The organism is Streptosporangium sandarakinum, from assembly GCF_013409935.1.
In the GTDB taxonomy this organism is placed as follows: domain Bacteria; phylum Actinomycetota; class Actinomycetes; order Streptosporangiales; family Streptosporangiaceae; genus Streptosporangium; species Streptosporangium nondiastaticum.
Window position 1 is genome coordinate 3,305,605 of the sequence record NZ_JACCCO010000001.1, and the last position, 14,810, is coordinate 3,320,414.

General features: G+C 70.9%; 14 protein-coding genes. 5 read left to right on the top strand and 9 right to left on the bottom strand.

Going from position 1 to position 14,810, the window contains the following annotated elements; genetic code table 11:
• Positions 1 to 3: 3 nt before the first annotated feature.
• Positions 4 to 291: a hypothetical protein gene (locus tag HDA43_RS14805; RefSeq protein ID WP_179821034.1), complete on the top strand. Its 288-nt coding sequence runs from the start codon at positions 4 to 6 to the stop codon at positions 289 to 291.
• Between the two features lie 30 nt (positions 292 to 321).
• Here the strand turns inward: HDA43_RS14805 and HDA43_RS14810 are convergent, their stop codons facing one another.
• The 4 genes from HDA43_RS14810 to HDA43_RS14825 form a co-directional block, all read right to left on the bottom strand.
• Complete coding sequence (locus HDA43_RS14810; RefSeq protein ID WP_179821036.1) at positions 322 to 1,518, bottom strand: acyltransferase family protein; 1,197 nt, start codon at positions 1,516 to 1,518, stop codon at positions 322 to 324.
• Positions 1,519 to 1,809: 291 nt separating this feature from the next.
• Entirely contained in the window at positions 1,810 to 2,397 is a 588-nt protein-coding gene (locus HDA43_RS14815) for a hypothetical protein (RefSeq protein ID WP_179821039.1), read from the bottom strand.
• Positions 2,398 to 2,417: 20 nt separating this feature from the next.
• Positions 2,418 to 2,969 (bottom strand): RNA polymerase sigma factor, encoded by a 552-nt coding sequence (locus HDA43_RS14820; protein ID WP_312873257.1) that lies wholly within the window; start codon positions 2,967 to 2,969, stop codon positions 2,418 to 2,420.
• A 202-nt stretch (positions 2,970 to 3,171) separates the two neighbouring features.
• On the bottom strand, positions 3,172 to 3,693 hold the full coding sequence (locus HDA43_RS14825) for a TIGR03086 family metal-binding protein (protein ID WP_179821043.1): 522 nt from the start codon (positions 3,691 to 3,693) through the stop codon (positions 3,172 to 3,174).
• A 19-nt stretch (positions 3,694 to 3,712) separates the two neighbouring features.
• Between HDA43_RS14825 and HDA43_RS14830 the strand changes: the two genes are divergently transcribed.
• A complete protein-coding gene (locus HDA43_RS14830; RefSeq protein WP_179821046.1) occupies positions 3,713 to 4,543 on the top strand; it encodes a helix-turn-helix domain-containing protein in 831 nt (276 codons plus the stop codon).
• On the opposite strand, the gene HDA43_RS14835 is transcribed toward HDA43_RS14830, so the two are convergent.
• The 3 genes from HDA43_RS14835 to HDA43_RS14845 all read right to left on the bottom strand — a co-directional run bounded on the left by HDA43_RS14835 (position 4,513) and on the right by HDA43_RS14845 (position 7,432).
• Complete coding sequence (locus tag HDA43_RS14835) at positions 4,513 to 5,067, bottom strand: dihydrofolate reductase family protein (protein WP_179821048.1); 555 nt, start codon at positions 5,065 to 5,067, stop codon at positions 4,513 to 4,515. The two genes, HDA43_RS14830 and HDA43_RS14835, sit on opposite strands and share 31 nt — an antisense overlap.
• 137 nt (positions 5,068 to 5,204) lie before the next feature.
• Entirely contained in the window at positions 5,205 to 5,906 is a 702-nt protein-coding gene (locus HDA43_RS14840) for a helix-turn-helix domain-containing protein (RefSeq protein ID WP_179821050.1), read from the bottom strand.
• Positions 5,907 to 6,094: 188 nt separating this feature from the next.
• Positions 6,095 to 7,432 (bottom strand): extracellular catalytic domain type 1 short-chain-length polyhydroxyalkanoate depolymerase, encoded by a 1,338-nt coding sequence (locus tag HDA43_RS14845; protein ID WP_312873258.1) that lies wholly within the window; start codon positions 7,430 to 7,432, stop codon positions 6,095 to 6,097.
• A 615-nt stretch (positions 7,433 to 8,047) separates the two neighbouring features.
• On the opposite strand from HDA43_RS14845, the gene HDA43_RS14850 reads away from it, so the two are divergent.
• Both HDA43_RS14850 and HDA43_RS14855 read left to right on the top strand, forming a co-directional pair.
• The gene (locus tag HDA43_RS14850) at positions 8,048 to 9,526 is read left to right on the top strand and encodes an endo-1,4-beta-xylanase (protein ID WP_179821053.1); all 1,479 of its coding nucleotides are present in this window, start codon (positions 8,048 to 8,050) and stop codon (positions 9,524 to 9,526) included.
• Between the two features lie 172 nt (positions 9,527 to 9,698).
• Positions 9,699 to 11,735, top strand: a complete 2,037-nt coding sequence (locus HDA43_RS14855) for a cellulose binding domain-containing protein (RefSeq protein ID WP_179821055.1) — start codon at positions 9,699 to 9,701, stop codon at positions 11,733 to 11,735.
• A 57-nt stretch (positions 11,736 to 11,792) separates the two neighbouring features.
• Here HDA43_RS14855 and HDA43_RS14860 read toward each other — a convergent pair whose 3' ends face one another.
• Together HDA43_RS14860 and HDA43_RS14865 are read right to left on the bottom strand one after the other, a co-directional pair.
• Positions 11,793 to 13,184 (bottom strand): MDR family MFS transporter, encoded by a 1,392-nt coding sequence (locus tag HDA43_RS14860; protein ID WP_312873259.1) that lies wholly within the window; start codon positions 13,182 to 13,184, stop codon positions 11,793 to 11,795.
• Between the two features lie 452 nt (positions 13,185 to 13,636).
• Entirely contained in the window at positions 13,637 to 14,062 is a 426-nt protein-coding gene (locus HDA43_RS14865) for a hypothetical protein (RefSeq protein ID WP_179821060.1), read from the bottom strand.
• A 242-nt stretch (positions 14,063 to 14,304) separates the two neighbouring features.
• Between HDA43_RS14865 and HDA43_RS14870 the strand changes: the two genes are divergently transcribed.
• Positions 14,305 to 14,676, top strand: a complete 372-nt coding sequence (locus HDA43_RS14870; protein WP_179821062.1) for a YciI family protein — start codon at positions 14,305 to 14,307, stop codon at positions 14,674 to 14,676.
• Positions 14,677 to 14,810 lie beyond the last annotated feature (134 nt).

Genomic DNA, 14,810 nt, shown 5'->3' on the forward strand with positions numbered 1-14,810 from the left:
AGCGTGCCGGACGCCCCATCGTTGTACATCGACCGGTGCGGCGGTGACTTCCCGGCGTCCTTCGCCGCCTCGGTGCGATGGCACCTGCTTCCCGCCGCGGTCCTCGTCGCGGCGGCCGTCCGGTACCCGGAGACGCGGAGTTCCGGAACCGGGGTCGTCGGCCTGGCGTGGCGCGTGGTCCGCGGGCGGGAAGCCGTGCTCTCCAGACGGGCAAGGGATCTCACCGTCGCGGTCGTGGTCACGGCCGCCGTCGTCTGGCTGGTCTCCTCGTCCTTCGCGCCGACCCGGTAGGGGTACGGCCGGCGTTCCCGGCTCAGGGCGTCAGCCGCCGGCCGAGATGAGACGCCTGCCCAGCCGTTGCGCCGGGGCCTCCACGAAACGCCAGGTCAGCGCACTGAGGCCGAGCAGAGCCGCCACCACGCCCGCCAGTGCCGACAGCCGCGCCCCCAGCGGTACGGCCGACGGCTCGGGCCAGAACCACTGGACGCTCTCCAGCAGCAGCGGGTGGAGCAGGTAGACCGAGTAACTGACCAGCCCCAGCCAGGACAGGACCCGGGGCATCCCGCGGTGCCGCAGCGCCATCGCGGCGACGAAGGTGAGCCAGGCGGCTGCCTCGGCCGTCTGGGTGCCGAGGTCGCCGCGCGCCAGCCAGATCCCGGCCAGTGGCACCGGCGCCACCCAGCCCGCCCGCCCCCAGGGGATCTGGCCCTGCTCGGCCCGGTACAGCGCCGTTCCGGCGAACATGGTGGCCAGGATCAGCAGCCCCTGCCAGGGGCCGGGGTAGCTCTGGTTGACCGCCAGGAGTCCGAGCACGGTCACCCCGATGACGATCGCGCCCGCCCGCCGTACCGCGCCCGAGCCCGCGAGCACCGCCGCCAGGCCCGCCGTCACCAGGGCCGCCACCACCAGCGTCGCCGTCAGCATCCGGCCCGAACCGCCGGCCGAGAGCAGCGCGACCGGCAGCACGCCCGCGCCCGCCACGGCCGCCGCGGTGAAGGCGAGCGCGTACGCGATGCTCCGCCGGTGCAGGCCGAGGCTGAACATCGCGGTCAGCAGCAGGTAGAACGCCATCTCGTACGACAGCGTCCACAGCACGTTCACCAGGTTCGGCATGGCCAGCAGGTTCTGCAGCATCATCAGATGGCCCGCTGTCAGGGAGACCGGTCGTGAGCCCCACCAGATGTGCAGGCCGTCCCAGCCGGCCGCGCTCAGCAGCAGCACGCCCACCGCGCACACCGCGAGCGGCGGGTACAGCCGGAAGAAGCGGGAGACCCAGAAGGCGCGCACGTCGCCCCGCCGTTCCAGCGATGCGGGCACGATGTAGCCGCTGACCAGGAAGAACACGGTCACGCCGTACCATCCGGGCTCGAAGACCGCCTTGACGGGTGTCCGCGCCTCGGGCAGCAGGGGCTGGAGCGCGTGCTCGAAGACCACGAACAGGGCGGCGAGGCCGCGGAGGGCGTCGAGCCAGGCCATACGCCGCCCGGTCTGCCGAGCCGCCACCGGAGCAGTGAGCATCCGACGATGCTAATGATCAATGTCCGGAAAATGCTCTGATGTTTAGAAATAACGAGAGATAAGCACCGACGGTCACCGGCCGCCGAAGGCGTCGCCGTAACGGCGTCCACGCATCCGGCGGCCACGACGGCCCTACGGTGTCCACGCGTCCGGCGGCCACGACGGCCTTCGACGGGTGGAACACGGGTCCCGCGCGACCAGGACGATCACGCGGGACCTCGGCGGATCGTTCTCAGGCGGCATCGCCTTCGAGCGACCATCGCCTTCACGGCCGGACCGGCTCCGCGAGGATCAGTCACCCGCCGGGGGCTGGCCGGAGCCGCCGGTGTCCTTCCAGAGCGGGTTGTCGACGACCACGCACGGCTGAACCGGGCCCTCGACCACGAACGAACCGAACTGCCACTCCGTCTTCGGCTTCGAACCGGCGGACGCGTTCCTGGCCTCGCTGAACATCATCACCAGGGTCCGCCCCTTCCCGGCGTACCGGGGGTCGATCCTCAACCCGTCGGGATCCAGCCGAGCGGCCCTGCCTGACGCGGAGGCGTCCCAGTCCTCCGGGGAACCGTCGCCTCCGACGGCCTTTCCTCTCCCCTCGCCGCACCACTTGCCGGGCGGGAGGTAGGTGATGTCGGCGTTCACCCCCAGCTTCCCCAGGTCCTGTTCCAGCTTGTCGGCGTCCCTGAACTCGTTGAGCCTGACGTCGATCGTGCCGTCGGTGTTCCTGGTCACCGCGTACGCGGGCTGCTCCGCCCCGGTCAGCAGCGGTACCACGATCGCCGCCGCCGCGGCCAGCCCGGCCACCGCCGCCCCCGCGAACAGGCGGCGGCCGGTACGGCGGCGCCGTTCGGCACGCGCCGTGATCTCGTCCTTCAGTTCCATCAGTATTCGCTCCTCGAAGCTCATCCCGGTGTTCCTTCCATGACGAAGGGCAGTCCTTGCAGCGTGCGGCGGGCGCGGTGCAGCCTCATCTTGGCGGCCCCCTGCCGGATGCCGAGGGCCGTCGCCGCCTCGGTGACCGTGAGCTGGTCGATGACGACCAGCTCCAGTACGGCGCGCTCCCCCTCGGGCAGGCCGGCCATGGCCGCGAGGACCCGCCTGGCGGGCCGCTCCGCGTCGATGCGCTCCTCAAGTCTGGCCAGGTCGTCGCCGTCCAACGGCCGCCGCCCGCTCATCCGGTCGGTGAGCCGCGACTGCCTGAACAACCGGCGCCGCTCGCTGGAGAGCGTGTTGCGTGCCACGCCGTACAGCCACGCGACCTCGCTTCCCGACTCGGCCCGGTAGGTGTGGGCGGAGTCGAGGACCGCCATGAACACCTCGGCCACCAGGTCGGCGACCGTGTGCGGATCATCGACGCGCCGAGCGAGAAAGCGGGTGACCGCGTCGACGTGCCGCCGGTAGAAGGCTTCGAACGCCGCGTGATCCCTGGCGATCTCCGCCCGTTTACGACGCACCGGCACTGCTCCCTTCATCGCCTGACACCCTTACTTGGTCAGAAGCGAGCAAAGGGTCACAAGAGACGGCGGCTCTCCTCGTTCTCGCTGCTCCGAGGCGATGCGGGTGCGATCGCGGTCCTCGCCGGAAACCTCCTCGAAGGCGCCCTGCTGCTCCTCCTCGGCGGATGATGCCGGGCGCGGGAGCAGGGCGCCCGGGTGGTCAGGGCGTCCAGGCCGGGTCCCGGCCGATGACGCCGAGCAGGCGGTCGAACGGCGGGGCGTCGTCCGGCACCGCCACCGGCGGCCCGAAGGCGCCGCGCTGCCTGCCCGTCTCCGCCATCTGGTCGGTGAAGCTCAGCGCCCGCGAGACCGCCTCGGGGTCCGGCTCGTACTCCTGACCGACGGCCCTGGCCAGGTCCCAGCCGTGCACGACCATGTCGACGAGGTACATGTGGGCCAGCACGCCCATCGGCAGGCCCATGGCGGGGCTGGCGCCCTCCCACGCCTCCGGCCGCGACCAGGCGGCCAGCGTGCGCTCCGCCCGCTCGGGGAAGTCGCCCGCGTACGATCCCTGCTCGGTCATCGGCCCCCCGTCGGCCAGCGACTCGAACATCTCCGCCACCCATTCGAGATGGCTGAGCAGCTCGCTGACGTCGAACTTCTCGCACGGCGTCGGAAGCCCGAGCTGCTCAGGCCGTACCTCGCGCACCAGTTCCGCGGTCCGTTCGGTGGCGCGCCTCATCAAGGGCATCATGTCGTCCATGGCAGTAAGCGTGCCTCGTCCGCCCGAGGCCCGGCTTGTAGAAACGCGACAGCGCGGCTGGGTGGACCCGTACGCGGGGCTCGACGCCTTCGACTACGTCAGGCAGGCGCCGTCACCGGAGCTCGCGGCGTACGTCGAGCACTTCTGGGTCGTCACGTGGACCGGCCTCGCCGAGCCGTACGAGCAGCGCATCGTCTCCCATCCCACCGTGAACATGACGATCACCGATGACTTCCACCAGATCGCGGGGGTGATCAGAGGCGGGTTCTCCTACACGATGCGGGGCAGCGGCCGCGTGCTCGGCACGCGTTTCCGCCCGGGTGGCTTCCGGCCGTTCCTCGGCGGCCCGGTGTCCCGGCTGACCGGCCGCTTCACGGAGATCGGCGAGATGTACGGCGCGGCGGGCGCGACGCTGGTCGGGCGTGTCCTGACCGAGCCCGGCGCCCGGGCCGCCGTCGCGCTCGTCGAGGGTTTCCTGCTGGACCTGGAGCCCCGGCGGGACCCGGTGGCCGAGGAGGTCGCGGCGCTGGTGGCGACGGCGGAGGGCGACGTGTCCGTGACCCGGGTCGACGAGCTGGCCGCCCGGGCGGGGCGGTCGGTGCGCTCGCTGCAGCGGCTGTTCCGCGACTACGTCGGCGTCGGCCCCAAATGGGTGATCCGCCGCTTCCGGCTGCACGAGGCCGCGGAGCAGGTGTACCGGGGCCTCGACCTCGCGACGCTGGCCGCCGAGCTCGGCTACACCGACCAGGCCCATCTGACCCGCGACTTCACCGCCGCGGTCGGCATGTCGCCCGCGGCCTACGCCCGGCTCGGCGGCTCCAGGACGTAGGTCAGGTTGAGCACGCCGGACCGGAACGTCTCGGACTCGACCAGCTTCAGCCTGTGGGTCGGGGTGTCCTCGAACAGCCGCTGACCGTGGCCGACGGCGATCGGGTGGACGAGCAGCTTCAGCTCGTCGAGCAGCCCCTCGGCCAGCAGCCACCGCACGGTCGTCGCGGAGCCGGACATCTGGATGGTGCCCTCGGTCCGCTCCTTGATCTCGCGCAGCCCGGCCGCGACGTCACCGGAGACGACGGTGGTGTTGTTCCAGTCCGCCTCCCGCAGGGTGTTCGACACGACGTACTTGCGGGCGTCGTTGATGAACTTGGCGAAGTCCTGGTCCTGGTCCGCCGTCGGCCAGTAGGCCGCCCACTCCTCGTACAGCCTGCGGCCCATCAGGAACGCCGTCGCGTCCCGCATGCCCGCCTCGACCGCCGCGCCCATCTGGTCGTCGAAGTACGGGAAGTGCCACCGGTCCGGCGACTCGGTCACGCCGTCCAGCGAGATGAAGAAGTTGGAAACGATCTTGGCCATTGCGCTGTTCCTTTGTCGTCGAGGTCTGAGAAGTGCCCTGCGGCGGGGCGGCAGGCCCTTTCTCCTCGCCGGCGTCGGCGGCGGAATCCTCCGCCACGGACGATGGCTGTGGCCACGAGGTTAGGCGGGCACGACGCTCAGGTCTTGTACAGAAGCGACAGCGGCTCCGACGGACCCCGGGCGCTCAGCTGCGTGGCGGTCCGCCCGATGTAGCGGGCCAGCGACCGCGCCAGGTGCGGCTGGTCGAAGTATCCGAGCAGGTGGATGACGTCGTGGACCGGCACGCCCTCCTGGAGCTGGATCGCCGCCCGCCGGGCGCGGTCGATCTGCCGGACGGCGCCGCGGGTGAGCCCGGTCACCGCCGCGAAGCGCCGCTGCACGGTGCGCTCGGACACGTCCGGCGGGTCACCGCGAAGCACCGCGGCGATGAGCGGGTCATCGACCAGGACGCCCTCGCGTGCCATCCGCCGTACGAACGCCTCGGCGTTGTCGTAGTCGGGAACGCGCCAGGTGGAACCCTTCAGCCAGAAGGATGTGCGTGTCGCGTCCGGGATCTCCACGGCGCCGTCGACGAGCCGGCCGGTCGGAAGATGCGGCATCGAGGTGCCAAGCGAGAAGTTGATCCCGAAGAAGGTGGCGTCCTCGGGCACGTGGGCCGGGCTCGCCCGCGACTCCGGCCCCTGAACGGCCACGCTGACCCGGCCGCGGTGCTCCCAGAAGACCAGGTCCCAGTGCGCGGTCGCGACGGACGTCATCCGTTCCACGCCGTGACTGGTGCTCCGCCACACCCGCTCGATGTACGGCGAGTCGGACGATCGGTCCTCGATCTCCAGCCCCATCCGAGCCGTTCCCTTCACCCTGTCGGCGCCGCCGGTGCCGATGATCAGGAGTGTGGCACGGGACCCGCCGGAACACCGCGCCGCCCGGCGAGCCGGGAGGCCGATGAGCCAGGAGGTCCGGTGAGCCGGGAGGGCCGAGCCGGCTCACCGCGAGGGACGGGCCGGCTCGGGTGGAGCCGGTCGACGTGTCAGGAGAGGGTGCAGGCGGCTCCGTTGAGGGTGAACGCGGTGGGTTTGCCGGTGTCGCCGGTGTGGGTGGCCTGGAAGCCGATCTCGGTGGAGGCTCCGGGTGCCAGGGAGGCGTTGTAGGTGACGTTCCTGGCCGTGATCCGGCCGCCGGCGGGGGTGTAGGTGGCGTTCCACCCGCCGGTGACGGTCTGGCCGCCGGGGAGGGTGAAGGCCAGGGACCAGCCGTTGATCGGCGATGATCCGGTGTTGGTGATGACGAGGTTGTCGGTCAGCCCGGTGTTCCAGGCGTTGACGGTGACGCCGACCCGGCAGGCGCCCGGTTCACCGGAGGGCGTCGGGGTGGCGCTGGGCGAGGGGGTGACCGACGGAGAGGGCGACGGGGTCGCTGACGGAGAGGGTGAGGACGTGGTGCCGTCGAGGCCGAGGAAGGAGATGGCGTAGGAGATCTGGCCGCTGAGCGGCAGGGAGTGGCCGACGCCGCTGACGCTGATGCCCTCGACGGTGGCCTGGGTCGTGGTGGTGCCGTAGCGGGTGCGGGTCCAGGACGACTGCGGGTGGTCGGTGAAGGCGGGGGTCTGGCTCAGGCCGTGGAGGTTGGTCCACTGCTTGATCTCTTCGCCGAAGTTGGGGTAGGCCAGCGTGGTGTCGGTGGTGCCGTGCCACAGCTGCATCCGGGGGTAGCGGCCGGCGTAACCGGGATACATCGCCCGTGCCTGGTCGCCCCACTGCTGGGCGGTCTTGATGAGGGTGCCGCCGGAGCACTGGCTGTTCCACAGCGAGCCGTTGGTGGTGGCGAAGCATCCGGCCGGGACCCCGGAGAAGGCCGCTCCGGCGGCGAAGACGTCGGGGTACTCGGCGGCCAGGACGTTGGTCATCATCGCGCCGGAGGAGATGCCGCTGACCACGATCCGGGCGGGGTCGACGTTGTAGCGCTGGCGGGCGTAGGAGATCATCGACATGATGCCGGTGGAGTCGCTGCCGCCGTCGCGGCGCAGCGCGGCGGGGGTGGACACGTCGAAGCACTTCTCGCTGCGGGTGGCCTCGGGCAGCACGATGATGTAGCCGTAGCGGTCGGCGGCGGTGACGTAGTCGTGCCCGTTTCCGTTGAAGATCGCCGAGGCCGTGCCGGTGCAGTAGTGCACCAGCACCAGCAGCGCCGGCCGGGCCGCGACCCGGTCGGGCACGTAGAGGTACATGTTCAGGTTGGTCGGGTTGTTGCCGAAGCCGGTCACCCGGGTCAGCGACGCCGCCGCCACCGGCCGGGTCGCCGCCAGCATGCCCGCGATCACCAGGGGCAGGGCGATGACCGCCAGCACGGCTTTGAGTGTTCGTTTCACGCCATGTCCTCGTCAGTTCTGGGAGTGGGCCATCCGGTCGGGCTCCCGGTGGTCGCCGCCGGTCCGGCCCGCCGGGTACGGGGGACCTCCCGTCGGGCGGATGGAGACGGTTCTCCACCGGGTGGGTGGAGACGGTGGTGGTGGGCGGAGCAAATACGAGGCGGGAAGGCGCGTCAAGGGCCCGGAGCCCGTCGCGCGGGCGTGCGCGGCGGCCGGGCGGGGCTCATCTCGTGTTATCGGGGAAGCCGCGCCCGGCCGATGCGGGCGCGTCTCTGAAAATTTCACTCGCGAAGCCTCATACGGCGCGATGTCGCACCGTACCGTCCGGCAGGAGAACGCCGGGAAATCCCAGGAAATGGGCCGGACGTCGGAACACGTGTGAATCGGGCACGCAAAACGCATTCCGAAAGTTTCAATCAGCTATTGACAGGTTTCAGAGACATTTCCACACTGGGTCCCCAGGACGGCCCCGCGGGTGGTGGTGCGCGGAGAGGACCACCGTCCTCGACGCCCGGTGGTGCGTGGTCCCTTGTGGGGCGATGGGGCGGGCGTCGGTCCCGCGGGGCCCTCCCCGTTCCCCCCTTTTCCCGTGACCCAGTTATGGAGGCTCAAGGCATGGGTTCAAACGCCATACCCCCGCCCGGAACCCGGCGACCCCTCGGCGGCCTCCGCCGGGCCCTGCTCGCCGGCGCCCTCGGCGCGCTCGGCACGATCACGGCGCTGGCGATGCAGATTCCCGCCGACGCCGCGGAGAGCACGCTCGGCGCGGCGGCCGCGCAGAGCGGGCGCTACTTCGGCACCGCCATCGCCGGGGGCAAGCTCGGCGACTCGGCGTACACCACGATCGCGAGCCGCGAGTTCAACATGGTGACCGCCGAGAACGAGATGAAGATCGACGCCACCGAGCCCCAGCGGGGCCAGTTCAACTTCGCGGCCGGGGACCGCATCTACAACTGGGCCGTCCAGAACGGCAAGCGGGTCCGCGGGCACACCCTGGCCTGGCACTCACAGCAACCCGGCTGGATGCAGTCCCTGTCCGGTTCCAGCCTGCGTCAGGCGATGATCGATCACATCAACGGCGTGATGGCCCACTACAAGGGCAAGATCTACGCCTGGGACGTGGTCAACGAGGCGTACGCCGACGGCTCCGGCAACCGCCGCGACTCCAACCTCCAGCGGACCGGCAACGACTGGATCGAGGTCGCCTTCCGCACCGCGCGGAACGCCGACCCGTCCGCCAAGCTCTGCTACAACGACTACAACATCGAGAACTGGACCTGGGCCAAGACCCAGGGCGTCTACAACATGGTCCGCGACTTCAAGCAGCGCGGCGTGCCGATCGACTGCGTCGGCTTCCAGAGCCACTTCAACAGCGGCAGCCCCTACAACAGCAACTTCCGCACCACCCTGCAGAACTTCGCCGCCCTCGGCGTCGACGTGGCCATCACCGAGCTGGACATCCAGGGCGCCTCGGCCACGACCTACGCCAACGTGACCAACGACTGCCTGGCCGTGTCGCGCTGCGTCGGCATCACCGTGTGGGGTGTGCGCGACACCGACTCCTGGCGCTCGGGCGACACCCCGCTGCTGTTCGACGGCAACGGCAACAAGAAGGCCGCCTACAACTCGGTGCTCAACGCCCTCAACGCCGCCTCCCCCGGCCCCGACCCGAGCCAGACGCCCACCACGACGCCCACCTCCCCACCGCCGGGCGGCGGGCAGATCAGGGGCGTCGCCTCCGGCCGCTGCCTGGACGTGCCCAACAGCAGCACCACCGACGGCACCCAGGTCCAGCTCTGGGACTGCCACAGCGCCACCAACCAGCAGTGGACCTCCACCTCCGCCGGAGAGCTCCGCGTCTACGGCAACAAGTGCCTCGACGCCGGCGGCACCGGCAACGGCGCCGTGATCCAGATCTACTCCTGCTGGGGCGGCGACAACCAGAAGTGGCGCCTGAACGCCGACGGCACCATCGTCGGCGTCCAGTCCGGGCTCTGCCTGGACGCCGTCGGATCGGGCACCGCCAACGGCACCAGGCTCCAGCTCTACTCCTGCTGGGGCGGCGACAACCAGAAGTGGACCCGGACCGGCTGACCCCACCTGCCGGCCGGCCCTCGGGCCCCCGCGGCACGACCCGCCGCGGGGGCCCTCCGGCGTGAAAGTTTCACCGTCGGTTGACGGGCGTGGAGCGGCCACCCACGATCATGTTGCCTCCGGGTCAGGGGAGGCGTCGAATGAAGGCCGCTATCGATCTGAGGTGTCATCGATGCCAAGACCTCTGTTGCGGGCCGCGTCCGCCGTACTGCTGGCGCTGGCCGTCCTGCAGGCGCCCACGGCGTACGCCGACGAGACCGCCCCGGTCGCGGTGACCGTCAACGCCCGCGCCGCGCTCGCCTCCGTGCCCGAGACCGCCGTCGGAGCCAACCATGCGATCTGGGACTCCCGGTTGGGCACCGACGAGACCGCCGACCTGCTCAAAGACGCCGGGGTGAAGCTGCTGCGCTACCCCGGCGGCTCCTACTCCGACATCTACCACTGGGCCGACCACACCGCTCCCGGCGGCTACGTCGCCCCCGACACCGACTTCGACACCTTCATGCGCGGGGTACGGCGCACCGGGGCGCAGCCGATGGTGACCGCCAACTACGGCACCGGCACGGCGGAGGAGGCCGCGGCCTGGGTACGGCGCGCCAACGTCACCAAGGGCTACGGCGTCAGGTACTGGGAGATCGGCAACGAGAACTACGGCAACGGCCACTACGGCGCCGCCTGGGAGGCCGATGATCACGCCGACAAGAGCCCGGCCGAGTACGCGCGCAACGTCGTGGCCTACTCCGACGCGATGAAGGCCGTCGACCCGACCATCAAGGTCGGCGCGGTGCTGACCACACCCGCCAACTGGCCCGACGCCCTGGTCGCCGACGGCGACGCCGGGAGCTGGAACGAGGTCGTCCTGTCCACCGCCGGACCGAAGATCGACTTTGTGATCCTGCACTGGTACCCCGGCGCCTTCGACAGGGCCGCGCAGGTCCCGGACATGATCCAGCTCGTCCGGAAGCAGATCGCGGAGCACGCGGGAGCCGGGTCCGAGCGGATCGGCATCGCGATGACCGAGTTCAACACCGGGTCGAGCGACCGCGGCGCGACGACCCAGCCCGGCGCCCTGGCCGCCGCCGACGCCTACGCGACGCTGCTGGCGAACGGGGTGTTCACCGTCGACTGGTGGAACGTCCACAACGGGATCGGCAAGGTCACCGAGGTCGAGGGGCACACCGACTACGGCGACTTCGGCCTGCTGTCGAGCGGGACGTGCACCGACGGCGGCGTCTGCGAGCCGGCGGCGAACACGCCCTTCGCGCCGTACCACGCGCTCCAGATGGTGAGCAGGTTCGCCCGCCCCGGTGACCGGTTCATCCGGGCCGCGACCGACCAGGCGAAGGTCACCGCGCACGCCGTGCGCCGCCCCGACGGCGCGCTGGCCGTCATGCTGATCAACACCTCGTCCGACACGTCGTACCCCGTCGCGATCGACTACTCCGGCTTCAGCCCGGCGTCCGGGGCCCCCACCGCGCTGACCCACACCAACGGCGCCACGAGCATCACCACCTCGGCCACGGGCGACGCGACCAGCCGGACACTGCCGCCCCTCTCGCTGACCACGGTCATCGTGCGTCCCGCCTCCGCCCAGGCGGGCCTGCCGGGCGCACCCGGGCAGCCGGCGGCCTCGGCCGTGACGGACCGGGCCGCCACGATCTCCTGGCCCGCCGCCTCCGCCGGCACCCGCCCGATCGCCAAGTACGAGGTCCACCTCCAGAACGGAGCCGTCAGCGAGCAGATCGGCGAGACCGCCGGCACCTCGCTCATCGTGAGCAACCTGAAGCCGGGCACGCGCCACACGGTCAACGTGATCGCCCGCGACAGCGGCGGCGGCGTCTCCTCCCCCTCCGCGCCGCTGACGTTCACCACCGGCACGCCCGCCTCCAGCTCGTGCTCGGTACGCCTGACCAAGCAGTCCGACTGGGGCAGCGGCTACGTCGGCTCCATCGACATCACCAACAACGGCGCACCGGTCAGCGGCTGGACCCTGACCTTCGGCTGGCCCAGGGCGTGGCAGAGCCTGGGCAGCGGCTGGAGCGCCGTCTGGGCGCAGAACGGCCAGGACATCAAGGTCGTCAACGAGCCCGGCAACGGTTCGCTGGCCACCGGCGCGACGGCCACGGTCGGCTACGTCGGCAACTACAGCGGCCCGAACGTGCTGCCCGAGGTCTTCACCCTCAACGGAACCGTCTGCACGACCCGGTGAGCGGAACCACCCGCACGACCCCCGCCGCCGGTGCCCGCACCGGCGGCGGAGCCGGTCTCAGTGCCCGTGTCCTCCGAACTCGCCGGCGTTGTCCGCCCGGGCGGGCAGGATCAGGGCGGTGACGACCACGACCACGGACAGCACGGCGCCGATGACGAAGGCCAGCCGCATGCCGCCGAGGACGGCGAGGGCGTCGGTGACGCCCGTGGCCCTCAGGGCGTCGGTCCGCGTGCTCATCACGGTGATCACGAGCGCGGTGCCGAAGGCCGCGGCGACCTGCTGCAACGTGCTCAGGATCGAGCTGGCGTGGGGGTAGAGGTGCGGGGGGACCCCTCCGAGCCCGAGGGTGAACACCGGGGTGAAGGTCGCGGCCAGGCTCACCATCAGCAGCGCGTGCAGGCCGAGGAGCTGCCAGAACGGCATGGTCATCGTGACCTGGGTGAAGCCGGTGAGCGCGAGCGCGATCCCGATCGCGCCGGGGACGACCAGCACCCGGCCGCCGAACCGGTCGAACAGGCGGCCGACGACCGGGCCGAGCAGCCCCATCGCCAGGCCGCCCGGCATCACGAGGAGCCCGGTCTGCAGGGGGGTGAGCCCGCGGACGCTCTGCAGGTACAGCGGCAGCAGGATCATCGAGCCGAGCATCGCCATGAAGGCCACCGACATCAGGATCAGCGAGACCGTGAAGGTGCGGTGGCGCAGGGTGCGCAGGTCCATCAGCGGCGCGCCGCGCTTCTGCAGCAGCAGCTGGCGGACGACGAAGACGGCGATGGCCGCCAGACCGGCCGCCACGATCGCGGCGGCGACACCGGCGTCACCGCCCTCGAACCGGCTGAGCCCGTAGACCAGGCCGCCGAAGCCGAGGGCGGCGGTCACCACGCTCAGCCAGTCGACGGTGCTGAACTCGGGCTCCCCGACGTTCTTGAGCTGCGCGAGGCCGCGCCATGTGATCACGGCGGCGATGGGGAGCACCACGGCGAACAGCAGCCGCCAGGACCCGAGCTGGAGGATCACCCCCGAGACGGTCGGGCCCATCGCGGGCGCGACCGAGATGGCCAGGCTGACGTTGCCCATCACCCGGCCCCGGTCCGACTCCGGCACCACCTGCATCAACGTGGTCATCAGCAGCGGCATCATCACCGCCGTCCCGGACGCCTGGACGATGCGGGCGCCCAGCAGCACCTCGAACGTCGGCGCGACGGCGGCCAGCGCCGTACCGAGCAGGAACAGGCCCATCGCGACGGTGTACGCCTGACGGGTGGAGACCCGCTGCAGGAACCAACCGGTGACCGGGATGACGGCGGCCATGGTCAGCATGAAGGCGGTCGAGAGCCACTGGGCCGTCTGCGCGGTGATGCGCAGCGCGCTCATCAGCTGGGGGATCGCGTTGACCATGATCGTCTCATTGAGGATGACCACGAACGTGGCGAGCACCAGCAGCCGGATCACGGGTGGGGTGCGTCCCGGAACGGCCCGGGGACGATCCGGAGCGGCCTTCACGGACTCGGCGGGAGAGTCGAGCTGGGGGACGGACACAGCACCTCGATCGGGTTCGTCGGACATGATGTCGTCACGGCCGGCGTCGCGGCCATGGGTCTCGCAAGAAGTCGCGGTCATGTAAAGAGTGACCGACGCCACCGACAAAACCCATCGACCGCCTCCAGCATTCCGGTGGGTGATACGAGATGTCACCCGGTTTTCACCGGTACGCGAGGATCACGGGACCGCCGGGGAGCCCCGCGCCACGGCCTCCGGACGCCCCACGCTCCCCGGATCCACCGGTGACCGCGAGCCCGGAACGCCGGCGAACCGGCCGGGGAACGGTGACCGCCCTGCCCGGCGGGCCTCACCGATCCCCGGCCGCCCGGAGCGGCCGTACGGGCTCGCGGTGCGGGCCGGTCTCAGATCCGGGTCATGGTGGTCTCGTACCCGCCCCCACCGGGGTAGACCCACCCGCCGGTGGCCGTGTTGCCGTCGGCGCTGAAGGTGCCCCGGTAGTAGGCGGGGCTGCCCTTCGCGCCGCACCAGATGGTCAGCTCGTCGCCGATCAGTTCGTAGACGTAGTCGAGGGTGTCGCCGGACGTGCCGTAGAACCGCGACACCACCTCCGTACCGGCCGGCTCGCCGAACGGCCGCAGGTTACCGATCACCTCCAGGCCGGTGGCCGAGTCGCCGGACTGGCTGAGGTCGACGTGCTGGAGCAGGAAGAACCCGCCGGGCATCCACTCGTACCGCACGGTCCCCTCCGCGCCGCCGGTGATCTTCCAGGTGCCGACCAGGCGGTCCAGAGCCTTCAGACCGGCGCTCGGCTGGTAGTTCTCAGACATCTCGTCTCCCTCTCGGGTCGTGGTGTGTGTTCGCCGGTACCTCGGAGGCGGATGACGGGTCTCGACACGCATCTGATGTGATGTACGTCACAGTCGGGTCGTGTCGAGATCCCGGACCCGGCCACGAGGTATCCGATATGACCTGGCCGAGGAGGAAGCCGTGACCACCGTCTCCGTCCTCATCGGCCGCCGTTCCACCGGACCTTGCGTACATTCACCGTGAAAGACCGAGGAGGACCCCCGTGAAATATCTGCTGCTCGGCTACACCCCGGCCGCCGACTGGGACGCCGCCACCCCTGACGCGCTGTCCGAGGAGGCGATGACCGCCTTCGCCACGTACCAGAGGTTCGAGCGGGAGCTGATCGAGACCGGCGAGTTCGTCACCAGCGTGGGCCTCGGCCACCCGGTGGTCAGCACCACGGTCCGCAGGACCCCGGACGGCGTGGCGGCGACCGACGGACCCTTCGCCGAGCTCAAGGAGGTCCTGGCCAGCTTCGCCGTGATCGACGTGAGCGGCCGGGAACGAGCCGTGGAGATCGCCTCACGGATCGTCGAGGTGCTGGGCGAACCGATCGAGATCCGGCCGATCATGGGCGAGGAGTTCACAGCGTGACCGGCCACCGTACCGGGTGACGCGCCGGGGAGACGAGGAAGCGGGGGCGTACGCCGCGGCGTCGCTCCCGCGGGCTCCGGGGGCACGGACCCGCGACGAAAGCGGGCTGCAAGTGGGCTTCGCACAATGGCCGA